The organism is Streptomyces sp. AF1A, assembly GCF_047340315.1.
Classification (GTDB): Bacteria; Actinomycetota; Actinomycetes; order Streptomycetales; family Streptomycetaceae; genus Streptomyces.
Genome location: NZ_JBLEBI010000005.1, coordinates 49,827 through 63,887 on the forward strand (window position 1 = coordinate 49,827; position 14,061 = coordinate 63,887).

Here is a 14,061-nt window from a genome sequence, read left to right on the forward strand (position 1 = left end):
TGCCGGCCACAGCGCCGGTCCCCGCCGTCGTCAGCGGCGTCGGCGGCTGCCGGGTTCCTGCCGGGGCGGGGTCTGCCGGCCGGCGCCGGGAACGGCGGGCGCGGGCAGGGCGGCGGCCTGCCGCTTGGCCCGCTTGAGCTGCTCGGCGGTGTCCGGCAGGCTCGGTGGCGGGGGTGCGGGCTGCTGGAGCCCGAGCATCGGGACCAGCGGGTACAGCGCGCGGCGCCACGGGTTCGGGTTCCAGCGGGGGAAGGCGAGGGCCGAGGTGAGGTCGCCGAAGGTGCGGCGTCGCCAACCGCTGATATTGGGCTCCCCGACTCCGGTGACCCGTTCGAGGAACCGCAGGCAGGAGGTGTGGTCGAAGGTCTCGCCCGCGACCCACCCGCCGATCGTCCAGGGCGAGACGATGATGCAGGGCACTCTGAAGCCCGCGCCGATCGGCAGCCCGGCGGCGAACTCGTCCGCGGTGCCCGAGGGGGGTGTGGGCGGTGGCACGTGGTCGAACAGGCCGTCGTTCTCGTCGTAGTTGAGGATGAAGACGGTCTTGGCCCACACCTTCGGGTTCGAGGCGATCGCCTCGATCTTGGAGGCGACGAAGTCGGCGCCGGCGTCCGGCAGGTAGTGGGGGTGCTCGGACTGGGCCGCGGGAGCGATGATCCAGGAGACCGTGGGCAGCCGGTCTCTGCGCGCGTCGTCCTCGAAGGCTCCTGCGGGCCGGACGGCCATGCCGTTGTCGTACAGCGGATCGCCCGCCTTGGTTCCGCGGAACCGGGCGAACCGTTCGAGCATGTTGCAGCCGTTGTTGTCGCTCTGCTGGTAGACCCGCCAGCTGACGCCGGCCGCCTGCAGGCGTTCGGCGTAGGTCGTCCAGGTGTAGCCGCCGGCCGGGGTGGTGTTGCGCAGGATGGGGCCGCCGTGCCTGCCCGCGGGGTCGATGGTGCCGGTCATCCAGTACATGCGGTTGGGCCAGGTCGGGCCCATCACCGAGCAGAAATAGCGGTCGCAGACGGTGAAGGCTTCGGCCAGCGCGAAGTGGAAGGGTATGTCCCGGCGCGTGTAGTAGCCCATGACGTACGGGCCGCGTGCGCCGTCGGCGGCACGGTGCGCCGGCAGCCACTGATCCATCCTGCCGCCGTTCCACGCCCGGTGCTGCACCGTACGCGCATGGCTGGTCGACCCCAGCGCCTGCGCGCTGGTGGTTCGGGTGTCCAGATGGAAGGGCAGCAGATAGCCGTCGGGATGGCCCGTGTCGGGCTGGTGGAACACCGAGCGGCCGGTGCCCAGCCGCAGCGCGTCCGGGTCGTCGAATCCCCGCACGCCGGAGAGAGTTCCGAAGTAGTGATCGAAGGAACGGTTCTCCTGCATGAGCAGGACGACGTGCTCGACGTCCGCCAGCGAGCCGCCGCCCGTCGGCCCGGTCGCCACGGCCCTCCGCACACTCAACGGCAGCAGCGACAAGGCCGCTCCCCCGCCGAGAACGCCGGCCGCACTCAGCAGCGTGCGCCGCGTCATGTTCGGCATGCTCTTTCCCTTCTAGTTCCTGGGTGCACGCGACCCCTCGGACGGTGTTCCGTGAATGTGACGGGTCATCAGTTCCCGGCGTGCGTACGGCCCCGGACGCGTCGGACGGCCTCCTGCGGGGGCAGGCCGGGCTGCCCACACGGCGTGGCGAGTGATCGCGGGTGTGCCGGGTACGGGTTGCCCGGCAGACCAAGTGCCGTTACCAGGGCGCGCCTTCCCGAAAGCGGCGGGGGCTCGTGCGTGGCCGGTCGGCGGCTCACGGCCGTACCTCGCGGAGGTCACCGGCGGCCGCGGGCAGGCTGCGCGCGGCCCTCAACGGGGCGTTCGCCCACCCGGGCGTGGGCGGGTCGCTCCGTCACGCGGCGCATCGGGGCACGAAGTCGTGGTTGCGGACGCAGGGAAACGAGACCCGGCAATCGCGGCCGACGAGCCGGTACCAGCGGTGGTCGAGGGCGCCGGTGTCGTCGACGGGGCACACTGTCCTGACGGGGCACACTGTCCTGACACGGCTGTCGCGCTGTCATGGCCGGCGACGGCCCAGTGGGAGGCGCCGGGACCGCAGCGCGCGCTCCGGGGCATCGGGGACACGGCGCGCCGGGTCGCCGCCCGGCGGCGACAGCCGGCAGGGACCGGGGCGGCGGCCCGCCTCACAGCGGTGGCGTGCCACGGACCCGAAAGCAGGGCCACCTTGTCAGTGAAACCGATACGGCAGCGATCCGAATGGCTCGACTGCCATCAAATACTCCTTTCGCTGACTACGACCGAGATATCTGGAGTTGCCCGAATCACTACAGCGAGACTGCCCGACACCCCGCCGGCATAGTCGCCACGGAAGGATGAACGAAGTCTCGCCGGCTTGACGGCCCCTCTCTGCGGAAACCTTGCGCCCCCGTTCCGCCCGAAGCACGGCTGTTGAGCCTCCAGCCGCCGAGCAAGGGGACGGCGCGAAGCGCGCGAGGGTCGCACCCGTCACCCCTCCCGGCGATCCGGCTCCGACAACTCCCCTGACCTCAGGTCACGTTTCGGTATCGCCGCGCACACCCCTAGGCCGTACCGACTGGTCGGTACTACCCTCTGCGCACATCTTCCCCGTCCGGACAAGAGATCCCGGCGTTCGGCCCGCCTGCCGAACAGTGCTCGTGCCCTCCGCGCCGCAAGGCGCGCACTGTCCGCACCCATCGCACCGGGCCCATCAGCCCGTTCCCAGGAGCCGCCGCATGACTGCCATGCCCGCTTCGCCCGACGACACGAATCTCACGACTGCCGACACCGGCTCGCCGGAAAGTCCCCACCGCGCCACCCGGTTGTGGCGCCGCGACTTGAGCCACTACCCCGCCACCTCACGCCGGATGGCGTACCTGGCGATCGTGGTGTTGACCACCGTGGTCCTGTACTACGCCCTCTACGTGCAGTACGCGGTCGCCACGTCGATCATCACGCACTTCCACATGACCTACAGCTACTTCGTGTGGGTCAGCGTCATCGGCAACGCGATCGGCGCGTTCGCCTCGCTCGTGGCGGGCCTCGCCGACCGCTGGGGCCGGGCCAACATGGTGGTCTACGGGCTCCTCGTCGCCGCTCTGCTCAGCCTCCTCGGCCTGCCCAACGCCCCTGACAAGGCCACCTACCTGGTGCTCTTCGCCTGCCTCAGCTTCATCGAAGGCATCGTGCTGGTGGCCACGCCGGCACTGATCCGGGACTTCTCCCCACAGCTCGGCCGAGCCACCGCGATGGGCTACTGGACGATGGGTCCGGTCATCGGAAGCCTGGTCGTCACCGTCGTCACCAGCAGCACCCTGTCCTTCGCGAGCTGGCAGGACGAGCTGCGCTATTCCGGCTATGCCGGGCTTGCCGTCTTCCTGCTGGCGCTGTTCGGGCTGCGCGAGCTGTCGCCCCGGCTGCGCGACCAGATCATGGTCAGCCTGCGCGACCGTGCGCTCGTCGAGGCGCGGGCCAAGGGCATGGATCCGAGGGCGGCGGCCGCGGGCCACTGGCGGCAGATGCTGCGGCTGGACGTCCTCGGCTCGGCGACGGCCGTCAGCCTCTTCCTCCTGCTCTACTTCGGCGCTGTCGGGAACTTCGTCGTCTACTTCTCCGCGACCTTCGGGTACAGCGAGCAGCGCACCAACGGGCTGGCCAACTGGTACTGGGCGGCCAACGCGGTGGCTCTGGTCGTGGCGGGTCTGCTCTCGGACAGGCTGAAGGTGCGCAAACCCTTCATGGTCGTCGGAGCCGTCGGCTCGATCGTGGTCAGCACCCTCTTCGCCCTGCGCGCCACGCAGGCGCACACCGGCTACTACACCTTCGCCGCGCTGTTCGTCGCCATCGGCGTGCTCACCGGCGTCGCCTACGCGCCCTGGATGGCGAGCTTCACCGAGACCGTGGAGAAGCACAACCCGGCCGCCACGGCGACGGGTCTGGCGGTGTGGGGATGGATCATCCGGGCGGTGGTCGCGATCTCCACGGCGTTCGTCCCGGTCGTGGTGACCTCGGCCACGCCCCTGGTCGAGCACGGCGCCCAGGTGAAGGCCGCAAGCATCCAGGCGGCCCCCGCTCTGGCCATCATCGACGCGCACCCGAAGCTCTTCGCCGAACTCGAGGCCTATCCTCCGACGGCCGTCCCGCCGGCGCTGGCGGCGCAGGCGGCGCGCGAGGTCGGGGCCGCCGACCTGGCGACCGTGCGCAAGGCCCAGCCGCAGCTGGCGCTGCTGCACCGCTACGGGTCCCAGGTGCAGAACGCCGCCGCCCAGGGCCCCGAACAGTGGCGCACCTGGTGGCTGATCTGTGTCGCCGGGCAAGTGATCTTCCTGCCGTTCATCTTCGTGATGGCGGGGCGCTGGAGCCCGCGCAAGGCCCGCGACGAGGCGGTGGAGCACCAGCGCGTCGTGGATCGCGAACTGGCGGCCCTCGCCCAGGAGGGCTGACCCTGCCGCCACCCTCACGCCCGGGTGGGCGGCTCAAGGGCTGCCCACCCGGGCTGTGGCGTCAGTGCTCGCGGCGCGCACACGGCGGTCGGCACTGCCGCCACCGCCCCACCCACGCGTACGCCCGAACCAGGACCGGCGCCACGGCCCGCACCGGGCGGCGCGACCAGATCGCCTGTGTGCTGTCCGCGCCTCGGTGCGCAGGCGGTCCCGGGCGCCCCGGACATGCCGGCCGGGCAGGGTGCGGCGACGCTCTCGCCGTGCGTGAAATTCGCCACCAATTGCTCCTTGACGCGGATGAATGGCTAAAAGTGGTTCATACGGCCATTTGCCGTCCCTCCGGCTATCGGCCCGGGAAGGCAACGTCCAGCGGCATGGGAGAAGGGCTTGATCACGATACGCAAGCGACATACCGGGTTGATCGCTACGGCCGGCGCACTCGGCGGGGTGCTCGCGCTGACGGCTCTCGGCGGCACCAGCAGCGCTGCCACCAGCGGCAATGGCACCGGGAACCACCCGAAGTCGCAGACGCAGGGAGCTCAGACGGGCGCCCAGGACGCCTCGGACGCCCGGATCAGGATCACGCCCGGCCAAGGCGCCTTCAATGTCGGGATCAATGGCCCCGTGAAAGTGACGGTCAGCCACGGGAAGCTCACCAAGGTGACCATGACCGCCGTCGCGACGGGCACCGAAATACCCGGCACCCTGTCCGCGGACGGCACGTCCTGGAAGCCGAACGGACACCTGGAGCGGGCCACCAAGTACCAGATCGCCGCGGACGCCGAGGACGCCAAGAATCGCTCCGCCACCGCGAACGCCACGATCACCACGGTCTCCCCGGCCAACGACTTCATCGGGCACCTCTCCCCGGAGGACGGCTCGACGGTCGGCGTGGGCATGCCGGTGAAAGTCGACTTCGACAAGGCGGTCGGCGACAAAGCGGCCGTGGCGTCGCGGATCCGGGTCAGCTCCAGCAGCGGGCAGCAGGTCGTCGGTCACTGGTTCAACAACAACCGCCTGGACTTCCGCCCGAAGAACTACTGGAAGCCCGGCTCGACCGTCACCGTCACGCTCACCCTCCACGGCGCCCAGAAGAAGGTCACCTTCAAGATCGGCCGGAGCCAGATCAGCACCGTCGACGCGAAGACGAAGCAGATGACCGTCGTACGCGACGGCAAGACGATCAAGACCATCCCGATCTCGTCCGGCAGCCCCGAGCACCCGACGTACAACGGCCGGATGGTCATCTCCGAGAAGTACCGGCAGATCCGCATGAACGGCGCGAGCGTCGGCCTCTTGAAGGACGGCAAGCCCGCGTACGACATCAGCGACGTACCGCACGCGATGCGCCTGACCGCCTCGGGCACGTTCATCCACGGCAACTACTGGGCCGCGGACTCGGTCTTCGGCAAGACCAACACCAGCCACGGCTGCGTGGGCCTCAAGGACGTCAAGGGCGGCGGCGACGGCAAGCGGCCCGCCGCGTGGTTCTTCGACAACTCGATGGTCGGTGACGTCGTGATCGTCAAGAACTCCTCGGACAAGACCAAGCTGGCCCCGGACAACGGCCTCAGCGACTGGAACATGCCGTGGAGCCAGTGGATCTCGGGCGGTTCGGCCGGCTGACGCGCGGCACATCCGGAGTGCGGGCGGCACTGCCGGGGTGACGGGCGCGGGCGCGCCCCGGTACTGCTCGGACGCGCGCGGCAGGCTGCGGGACCTGCGACGGCCGGCCGCGCCGGCGGCGGCCAGGGTGCTGCGGCGGCGAGACGCGCCGCAGCACCGGGACGCCTGCCGGACCGACGGTGAGGATTGCCTCACGCCCCCCTCACGGCCGGGGCCGCAAGGGCGGCCGCTGAGCCGGGGGCCGGCCGGCGAGGTCGGTCAGCAGACGGGTGCAGACGTCCCGGAGCTTGAGATTGGTCTCCTGGGACAGCCGACGCAGCAGGCCGAACGCCGCCTCGTCGGTGCAGCGCCGCTGTTGCATGATGCTGCCGATGGCCTGGTCGATGACGCGGCGCGAGGCCAGCGCGGTCTGCAGGTCGCGGGTGAAGTCCTCCATGTCGGCCAGCCGCTGCGCCAGGGCGATGCCGCCGCCGGCCTGCGCGGCGAACGACGCCAGCATGTGCCGGTCGTCCGCCGAGAACCCGTCCGGGTCGCCGGCGTAGAAGTTCAGCGCCCCGGCGGTGTGAGCATGCACCGGGATCGGCAGGGACAGTGAGGAGCGGACGCCGAGATCGGCCGCGAAGGCCGGATACGCCCCCCAGCGGGTCTCCTCCAGCGTGTCCGGAACGTGCACGGCCTGTCCGGTCCGCAACGCCTGCAGACAGGGTCCGTCGTTCTGGCCGTACTGCTTCTCGTCGAGCTTCTCCGCCACTCCCCCGGTGCTGACCACGGTCAGCGGCCCCTGACGCCGCTGAACCGTCACTCCGCAGCCGTCCGCGCCCGCGGTCGCGACGGCGTCTTCGACGAGATGGTGCAGGAATTCGTACAGGGAAGCGGTCTCCAGCAGCCAGTCGATCATGTCGAGTCTGTGGTGGTTGCCGTCGAACGGGTCCACTGCGTGTCACCTCCCATGCATGTGCCTCTTCGATCGGGCCTCGCTGTGCGCCTACCCGCTGGGCACGGCGATGTGGCACGAGCGTTGCTGTGCGCAGCGGCACACGTGGGGAAGGGGGCGGGAGGGCCGAGACCGGGAGGTGGCGGCCGGACGGCAGCCGGTCAGGACCGGCCGGACCCCTGGTACAGCTCCACATCGCCGTCCAGTTCGAGGGCGAGCAGAAGAACCGCTTGCCGTGCACGAACTGGCGGGCGACGGCCTCGCCGCCGGGCAGGTTGCCGTCGGCCTCCACCCACATGCCGCCGACCGGCACCCACTGGCCCTACTTGACCGACTCCTGGATGCGGGCCCAGACCCGCGGGTAGTTGTCGCGCACCCACTCGGACTGCTGGGCCTGTGAGCAGGCGAAGACGAACTCCTCGTACTCGTCCGCCAGCGAGGTCACGTTGGAGAAGGTCCGGGCCGTCTTGCGCTTGGTCTGGCGGATCGGCCACAGCCAGGCCGAGTCGATGTGCGCGTGGCCCGCGCCGGAGATGCGGTGGGCGCTCGCGTGCGCCGGCTTGGCCAGCACCGGCTTCAGCACCTCGCGGACGGCGGGCGCCGAACCCGGGATGTCGTCCAGGTCGATCAGGTCCATCGCGTGGTCGCGGGCGTGCATGATCTCGTGCCGGCGCGGGTCGTGCTCGCCCAGTTCCCGCATCAGCTCGCGCAGCACCTGAAGGTCCAGGTCGAGGTGCCAGACCTCTTCGTCGAGGACGGCGATGTCGGCGCGCCGGAACGTGTAGAGCGGCGTGTCGCCGGCGGTCAGGACGTCGCCGAGCGGGGTCGGGGCCGCGAAGTCGTCGGCGAGGATGCCGGGGTGGAGGCGGCCTCGAGCAGGCAGTCGGCGGCCTCGCCGCCGGTCGCCGGGCCGGCGATCGGCACGTACTGGTTGAGCGGGTTGACCGCCTTGAGCGGGGTTCCGTCGGTGAGGTGGACCAGGGCCTCGGCCTGGTTGCCGGGCCAGTCGCCCACGAAGCCGAGGTCGATGACGGCCTCGACGCGGCGACCCGCGAACTCGGCGGGAACCCGGCCGCGCAACCGGAACCAGGTGGTGCCCCAGGGCGGCCCCCATGGGGTGCCCGGGGCGAACGGCTCGTACGGGGCGGAGGCGGCCTCCTCGAAGGGCACCGGCTCCCCGGGGGCCTGCCAGGCCGTCACCTCGAGGGGGACGGCGGCCCCGTGGATCGCGGGCTTGATGCGCTGGTTGTGGAGGCGCTCTACGCGCGCCTCGATCCGGCGGCGTTCGTCGTGCATGGAGGTCTCCAGAAGAGGGCGGGACAGCGCTGATCGATGGGCCGGCTATGTGAGGTAGGCGAGGCCGGGATGGACCGCGGCGTAGCCTTCGACCAGCCGGCGGGCGACGTTCACCGAGTCGACCAGCGGGTGCAGCGCGAACGCCTTCACGGCCGTCGCGCGGGAGCCGGACTCGGCGGCTGCGAGCACCTCGCGCTCGACGGCCTTCACCGAGCAGACGAGGCCGGTGGCGTGGTCGGGCAGCGGGTCGACGGCGACCGGGTGGGCGCCGTTGGCGTCGACGCAGCAGGGCACCTCGATGACGGCCTCGCCGTCGAGCACGGACAGGGTGCCGCGGTTGCGGACGTTGAGGATCAAGGTGGTGCGCTCGTCGCGGGCGATGGCCCGCATCAGGGCGAGGGCGACCTTCTCGTAGCCGCCGGAGAGGTCGTCGGCGTCGCGTTCGCCGGCGCCCGCGGTCTCCCGGTTCTCGGCCATGTAGGTCGCCTCGCGCTCGGCGCGGGTGCGGTTCCAGACGTCCAGTGCCTTCACGCCCGGCTTGCTGACCTGCTGGTAGAAGTGCGCCTGCTGGTCGCGCAGGAAGGTGCCGCGGGTCTTGTCGGCCTGCTGGTAGGCGCGGACGGCCTCGCGGTTGAAGTAGTAGTAGTGCAGGTACTCGTTGGGGATCGCGCCGAGGGACCGCAGCCAGTCGGCGCCGAAGAGCTTGCCCTCCTCGAAGGAGCCGAGCAGGGCGGGGTCGGCGAGCAGGCGCGGCAGTTCGTCACGGCCCGCGACGCGCAGGCCGCGCACCCAGCCGAGGTGGTTGAGACCGACGTAGTCGATCCAGGCCTCCTGCGGGTTCGCACCGAGGACGCGGGCGATACGGCGGCCGAGGCCGACCGGGGAGTCGCAGATGCCGATGACGCGGTCACCCAGGTGGCGGGACATGGCCTCGGTGACCAGGCCGGCGGGGTTGGTGAAGTTGATGACCCAGGCGTCGGGGGCGAGGCGGGCCACCCGTCGGGCGATGTCGACGGCGACGGGGACCGTCCGCAGGCCGTATGCGATGCCACCCGCGCCCACCGTCTCCTGGCCGAGGACGCCCTCGGCCAGCGCGATCCGCTCGTCGTGCGCGCGGCCCTCCAGGCCGCCGACACGGATCGCGGAGAAGACGAAGTCGGCGCCGCGCAGGGCCTCGTCGAGGCAGGTGCTGACGGTGACGGCGGGGGCGTCGTCGACGGTCGACGCCTGCTCGGCCAGCACACGGGCGACCGCCTGCAGCCGGCTGTCGTCGAGATCGTGCAGAACGACCTCCGTCACCCGCCCCTCGCCGCGGTCGGTCAGCAGCGCCCCGTACACCAGCGGCACCCGGAATCCACCGCCGCCCAGGATCGTCAGTTTCACGTCCGTGCCTTTCCTGCTCCTGCCGTGACCACCTCGACGCCGGCCTCCTCCAGGGAGGAACGGGTCACCGGGTCGACGGGGGCGTCGGTCACCACCATGTCCAGGTCTTCGGGGCCGCACACCTTCGCCATGCCCGTGCCCGGGAACTTGGCCGAGTCGGCGAGCAGCACCACCTTGTCGCCCGCCTTGATCATGGCGCGTTTGACCGGCACCTCCACGACCGTCGTGTCCATCACCTGCCCGCCCGGCCGGACCCCGCTGGTGCCCAGGAACAGCCAGTCGGCGTGCAGCTGACGCAGGTTGTCCTCGGTGAGGAAGCCGACCAGGGACCGGTACTCGCGCCGGACCATGCCGCCGAGCAGCACCAGTTCGATGCCCTCGTCGTCGGCGAGCTCCTCGTAGACCACGAGGTTGCTGGTGATGACCGTGAGGCGCCGGCCGTGCAGGTGGCGGGCCAGTCGGTAGGCGGTGGTGCCGATGTCGAGCAGCACCGACTGGCCGTCGGCGACCATGGCCGCGGCACGCTCCGCTATGGCGTCCTTCTCGGCCACGCGCACCTCGGCGACCTCGGCGAAGGGCTGGTCGCCCTCCTCCGCGACCGCGCCACCGTGCACCCGCGTGAGCAGCCCGTCCTCCAGCTTGACCAGGTCGCGCCGGATCGTGGCGGGGCTCACGCCCAGCTGCTCGGAAAGATCGGTCACGGAGGCGGGACCGCCGGAGCGCAGGGCCCGCAGGATGAGTTGGTGTCGTCGTTCCGCCGGCACGCCATGAACACTACTCGTCATCTTCAATCGAATTGATGCTCACTTCTGCTCGACTATTGACCAATCTCGGAGATCTTCCTGGCCATGGTGACGGCCGTGATGCTGAACTCGGCGGTCCGCCTCAAGAACGTCTACCGCTTCGCCTACTTCCTGCCGGACGTCACCTCGGTGGTGGCCGTCGCGATCGTCTTCGGCTCGGCCTTCTCCACCAACTTCGGCCTGGTGCCGCCCTGGTGCAGGCGGTCGGCCTCGATCAGGTGGCGTGGCTGAACACCCCGTGGGGCATCAAGGTCGCCATCGCCCGCGCCCTCGGCGTGGTGCGCCACCGGCGGGAGTTCGCGCCTGTCGAGGGCGGCGTCCGGGTCGAGGAGTCGGCCGAGCTGCCCGCTAAGTTCCACGACGGCGCCCGGATCGGCTCGGTCTTCGAGACGGTGGCCGGGCTCGATCTGCCGGAGTGGTTCGGCCAGGGCCCCTGGGAGTCGTATCCGGACCGGGCGGCCGGGGCACCGGTCGGCCACCACGTGCTGCCCGTCGACGACCTGTTCACCCCGTACCCGCGGCCGCAGGAGAGCGGCGGCCGCCACGGCGTGCGGCGGTTCAGGCTGTCGGCCCCCGGCGCCACCGGGCTCTCGGTCGAGCTGGACGAGCCCCGCCAGGTCTCGGTCACCCGCTACCGTGCCGAGGACCTCACCGCGGCCGCGCACCACGACGAACTCACACCGCGGTCCAGCTGTGTGGTCCACATCGACGCCGCGCACCGGGGCCTCGGAACGGCCTCGTGCGGCCCCGACACCTTCTCCGCCTACCTCGTCGCACCAGGGACCCACCGCTGGAGCTGGACGTTGCGCGTGCCGTGATCCCCGCCTTCCCGTGGCGCCGACCGTGAAGACGGCCGTGCAGCACGCCCAGGAGGACCTGGCCGCCGAGCAGCCCGTCGTGCACGACTGCTCGCCGGGCCCGGGCGCACATCGCCGGCCCGGCACTCGGCCGGTGGCCCACTCCGGCATAGGTGGTGTGACACCGGGAAACTCGGAGCCGGCACCCCTTGAAAGACCCGCGGAGGGAGCTCGACATGAACCAGCTCAAGGTGAGTTCATCGGACCTTCCTCAGCCGCTGCGAGCCGCCGGCCACGCGCTGCGCCGACTGCCCGGGGCCGAGCAGGTGGCCAGGGCCGCCGACAGCGCGCTGGACTGGATCGGAGCCATCTCTCCGCGCGGCCGCCGGATGGCGGTCTACACCTCGGCCGGCGTGCTCGGAGTCGCGGGACTGGTGGAATGGCCCATGGCTGTCACCGGGGCGGCCGTCGCATGGCTGACCCAGCCGCACCCCCCGAAGGGGCCGCACGGGGAGACGGCTCAGGACGAGAGGGCTCGCAACGCGGAGGGCGGCGCGACGGGGAACGGTGTTCCGCCCGCTGTGTCCGGCGCCGCCCCGGTGAGTGCCGCCGGCACGGAGCGGTACGGTGCCGGCGACCGGCTGGCCGCCTCCCACTTCCACGAGGACCACCCCGCACGTCACCCGCACGAACAGCCCGCCAAGGTCGGTGACCCGGCCACGGCATCGGCGCTCAAGCAGGTCGCGAAGGCCTCCGCGCACCACGCCCAACCGGACGCCGACGGCGCCGGCCGGTGAACCCGCGTCCCTGTCTCGGACGGGATCGATCAAGGCGCCGCACGGGGCTGCTCCATCGACCTTGCTGTGTTCAGAAGGTGTTCAGAAGGTGTTCAGAGGGTGAGGAGCACCTTGGTCGCGCGGCGCTCGTCCATTGCCTTGTAGCCCTCCGCCGCCAGGTCCAGGGGGAGGGTGAGGTCGAAGACCTTGCCGGGGTCGATCGTGCGGTCCCAGATGAGCTGGATCAGATCGGGCAGGAACCGGCGCACGGGGGCCGGGCCGCCGAGGGCGTGGATGCAGGCGAAGAACAGCTCGATCCCGGGAATGGACACGTCGTAGTTCAGGCCCACATAGCCCAGGTGCCCGCCGCCCCGGGTGGCGCCGACCGCCTGCATGAAGGACTCCTGGGTGCCGACGGCTTCGACCACCGAGTGGGCACCGAGCCCGCCCGTGAGGTCCTTGATCCTCGCGACGCCCTCGTCGCCCCGTTCTTCGACGATGTCGTCGGCGCCGTAGTAGCGGGCCAGCTTCTGCCGCTCGGGGTGGCGGGACATGGCGATGATCCGGTCCGCGCCCAGCTGCCTGGCGGCCAGCACCGCCATCAGGCCGACCGCGCCGTCTCCGACGACCGCGACGGTCTTGCCGGGACCGGCCTCGGCGGCGACGGCGCCGAACCAGCCGGTGCCCAGCACGTCGGAGGCGGCCAGCAGCGCGGGGATCAGTTCCGGGTCGGGCTGTCCCGGAGTGGCGACGAGGGTGCCGTCGGCATACGGGATGCGGGCCCTCTCCGCCTGGGTGCCGATCGTCTCCCCCACGAACACGGCGTTCACGCACTTCGACTGGAACCCGGATCGGCAGATCTCGCAGGTGTTGTCGGAGATGACGAACGAGCCGACCACGAAGTCTCCGGGCTTGACGTTCTTCACCTCGGAGCCGACGTCCTCCACGACACCCACGTACTCATGTCCCATGAACTGGTGGTCGACGGTCCCTACGCCGCGGTAGGGCCACAGGTCCGAGCCGCAGATGCACGTCGCCGTCAGCTTCACGATCGCGTCGGTCGGCTCGATGATCTCAGGGTCCTCACGCTCCTCGACCCGGACGTCGCCGGGCGTGTACATCACCGCTCCACGCATGGTGGGCCTCCTCGTCATGCCTCCGGCACCACGGCGCCGGTTTCCTGTTGAGGCAGGGGGGCGAGCCCCGCGGTCTCCCGGGTTCCCAGGCTCGGGCCGCCGACCACAGGGGCGGCGCAACGGCTCCGGCGGAGCACACCCCGGCGGCAGTTGGGGGGGTGGACGCGAGCGACCGGAAGCGTTGCCGCGGGCCGGTAGCGCCGGGGCCGCAGGGCCCCGGCGGCGTGCCCGCCGGAACGGGTTTGTCAGACCACGGCGAGCCGTTCCACCAGCAGCTCCACCCTGGCATCGGCATCCGCGGGCAGCAGGCGCCCTGCGCGGGTCAGGGTCGCAAGGCCGTGCAGGGATGCCCAGAACACCTCGGTGAACAGCCCGGGGCCGACGCCGTCCCCGGCAACCTCACCCAGGCTCTCCATCAGCGCTGCGAAGGCGTCCTTCAGCGGCTCCGGCGTGTCCTCCTGCGCATACACCAGGCCACCGTCGAGCTGGAACAGGGCGTCGTAGACCGCCGGGTTGCGAGCGGCGAAATCGAGGTAGGCGCGGGCGAGGGCGGCGACCCGGGCCCGCGGGTCGTCCTCGGCAGAGGTCGCGGCCCGCAGCGCCGCGGCCATATCGGTGGCGCCCTCCAGGGCAACGGCGCCGATGATCTCCCTCTTGCCGCGGAAGTGGCTGTAGAGGACGGGCTGGCTGTATTCGATGCGCTCGGCGAGCCGGCGGGTGGTGACCGCGTCCCAGCCCTCCTGCTCGGCGAGTTCGCGGGCTGTCGCCACGATGAGGCGCTCACGTTCCGCGCGCTCGCGCTGCTTGCGTTCCTGTACCGACATGACTCGATCCTAGCATCGCTAGACAACCGAGCGGCAGCAGT

The 14,061-nt window shown here is 71.1% G+C and carries 9 protein-coding genes and 3 pseudogenes; 5 read left to right on the forward strand and 7 right to left on the reverse strand.

Annotated elements, in window-relative coordinates; genetic code table 11:
* Positions 1–30: 30 nt before the first annotated feature.
* Complete coding sequence (locus ACLU3S_RS03015) at positions 31–1,521, reverse strand: alkaline phosphatase family protein (protein ID WP_413950119.1); 1,491 nt, start codon at positions 1,519–1,521, stop codon at positions 31–33.
* Positions 1,522–2,738: 1,217 nt separating this feature from the next.
* On the opposite strand from ACLU3S_RS03015, the gene ACLU3S_RS03020 reads away from it, so the two are divergent.
* Together ACLU3S_RS03020 and ACLU3S_RS03025 are read left to right on the forward strand one after the other, a co-directional pair.
* Entirely contained in the window at positions 2,739–4,445 is a 1,707-nt protein-coding gene (locus ACLU3S_RS03020; protein WP_413950120.1) for an MFS transporter, read from the forward strand.
* Between the two features lie 387 nt (positions 4,446–4,832).
* Positions 4,833–6,071 carry an Ig-like domain-containing protein gene (locus tag ACLU3S_RS03025; RefSeq protein WP_413950121.1) on the forward strand — a complete coding sequence of 413 codons (1,239 nt, stop codon included), beginning with the start codon at positions 4,833–4,835 and terminating at the stop codon, positions 6,069–6,071.
* A gap of 202 nt (positions 6,072–6,273) precedes the next feature.
* Here the strand turns inward: ACLU3S_RS03025 and ACLU3S_RS03030 are convergent, their stop codons facing one another.
* The 4 genes and pseudogenes from ACLU3S_RS03030 to ACLU3S_RS03045 form a co-directional block, all read right to left on the reverse strand.
* Positions 6,274–6,969: an ANTAR domain-containing protein gene (locus ACLU3S_RS03030; RefSeq protein ID WP_413950172.1), complete on the reverse strand. Its 696-nt coding sequence runs from the start codon at positions 6,967–6,969 to the stop codon at positions 6,274–6,276.
* A 256-nt stretch (positions 6,970–7,225) separates the two neighbouring features.
* Positions 7,226–8,301 (reverse strand): annotated as a pseudogene (locus ACLU3S_RS03035) (alpha-mannosidase); the annotation flags it as partial.
* A gap of 45 nt (positions 8,302–8,346) precedes the next feature.
* On the reverse strand, positions 8,347–9,684 hold the full coding sequence (locus ACLU3S_RS03040) for a 6-phospho-beta-glucosidase (RefSeq protein ID WP_413950122.1): 1,338 nt from the start codon (positions 9,682–9,684) through the stop codon (positions 8,347–8,349).
* A complete protein-coding gene (locus tag ACLU3S_RS03045; protein ID WP_413950123.1) occupies positions 9,681–10,469 on the reverse strand; it encodes a DeoR/GlpR family DNA-binding transcription regulator in 789 nt (262 codons plus the stop codon). The genes ACLU3S_RS03040 and ACLU3S_RS03045 overlap by 4 nt, the downstream gene beginning before the upstream one ends.
* A gap of 51 nt (positions 10,470–10,520) precedes the next feature.
* Between ACLU3S_RS03045 and ACLU3S_RS03050 the strand changes: the two are divergent.
* The 3 genes and pseudogenes from ACLU3S_RS03050 to ACLU3S_RS03060 all read left to right on the forward strand — a co-directional run.
* Positions 10,521–10,750, forward strand: a pseudogene (locus tag ACLU3S_RS03050) (sugar ABC transporter permease); the annotation flags it as partial.
* Positions 10,748–11,305 (forward strand): annotated as a pseudogene (locus ACLU3S_RS03055) (beta-galactosidase); the annotation flags it as partial. The pseudogenes ACLU3S_RS03050 and ACLU3S_RS03055, both read left to right, overlap by 3 nt.
* Before the next feature lie 215 nt (positions 11,306–11,520).
* The gene (locus ACLU3S_RS03060; protein WP_413950124.1) at positions 11,521–12,081 is read left to right on the forward strand and encodes a hypothetical protein; all 561 of its coding nucleotides are present in this window, start codon (positions 11,521–11,523) and stop codon (positions 12,079–12,081) included.
* Positions 12,082–12,173: 92 nt separating this feature from the next.
* Here ACLU3S_RS03060 and ACLU3S_RS03065 read toward each other — a convergent pair whose 3' ends face one another.
* Positions 12,174–13,196, reverse strand: coding sequence for a zinc-dependent alcohol dehydrogenase family protein (locus ACLU3S_RS03065; protein ID WP_413950125.1), 1,023 nt, complete (start codon positions 13,194–13,196; stop codon positions 12,174–12,176).
* A gap of 245 nt (positions 13,197–13,441) precedes the next feature.
* Positions 13,442–14,020, reverse strand: coding sequence for a TetR/AcrR family transcriptional regulator (locus ACLU3S_RS03070; RefSeq protein ID WP_413950126.1), 579 nt, complete (start codon positions 14,018–14,020; stop codon positions 13,442–13,444).
* Positions 14,021–14,061 lie beyond the last annotated feature (41 nt).

Coding starts and splice junctions, on each gene's coding strand:
- ACLU3S_RS03060 (WP_413950124.1), top strand. CDS start 11,521: ATGAACCAGCTCAAGGTGAGTTCATCGGACCTTCCTCAGCCGCTGCGA.
- ACLU3S_RS03030 (WP_413950172.1), bottom strand. CDS start 6,969: ATGATCGACTGGCTGCTGGAGACCGCTTCCCTGTACGAATTCCTGCAC.
- ACLU3S_RS03065 (WP_413950125.1), bottom strand. CDS start 13,196: ATGCGTGGAGCGGTGATGTACACGCCCGGCGACGTCCGGGTCGAGGAG.
- ACLU3S_RS03045 (WP_413950123.1), bottom strand. CDS start 10,469: ATGACGAGTAGTGTTCATGGCGTGCCGGCGGAACGACGACACCAACTC.
- ACLU3S_RS03070 (WP_413950126.1), bottom strand. CDS start 14,020: ATGTCGGTACAGGAACGCAAGCAGCGCGAGCGCGCGGAACGTGAGCGC.
- ACLU3S_RS03015 (WP_413950119.1), bottom strand. CDS start 1,521: ATGCCGAACATGACGCGGCGCACGCTGCTGAGTGCGGCCGGCGTTCTC.
- ACLU3S_RS03020 (WP_413950120.1), top strand. CDS start 2,739: ATGACTGCCATGCCCGCTTCGCCCGACGACACGAATCTCACGACTGCC.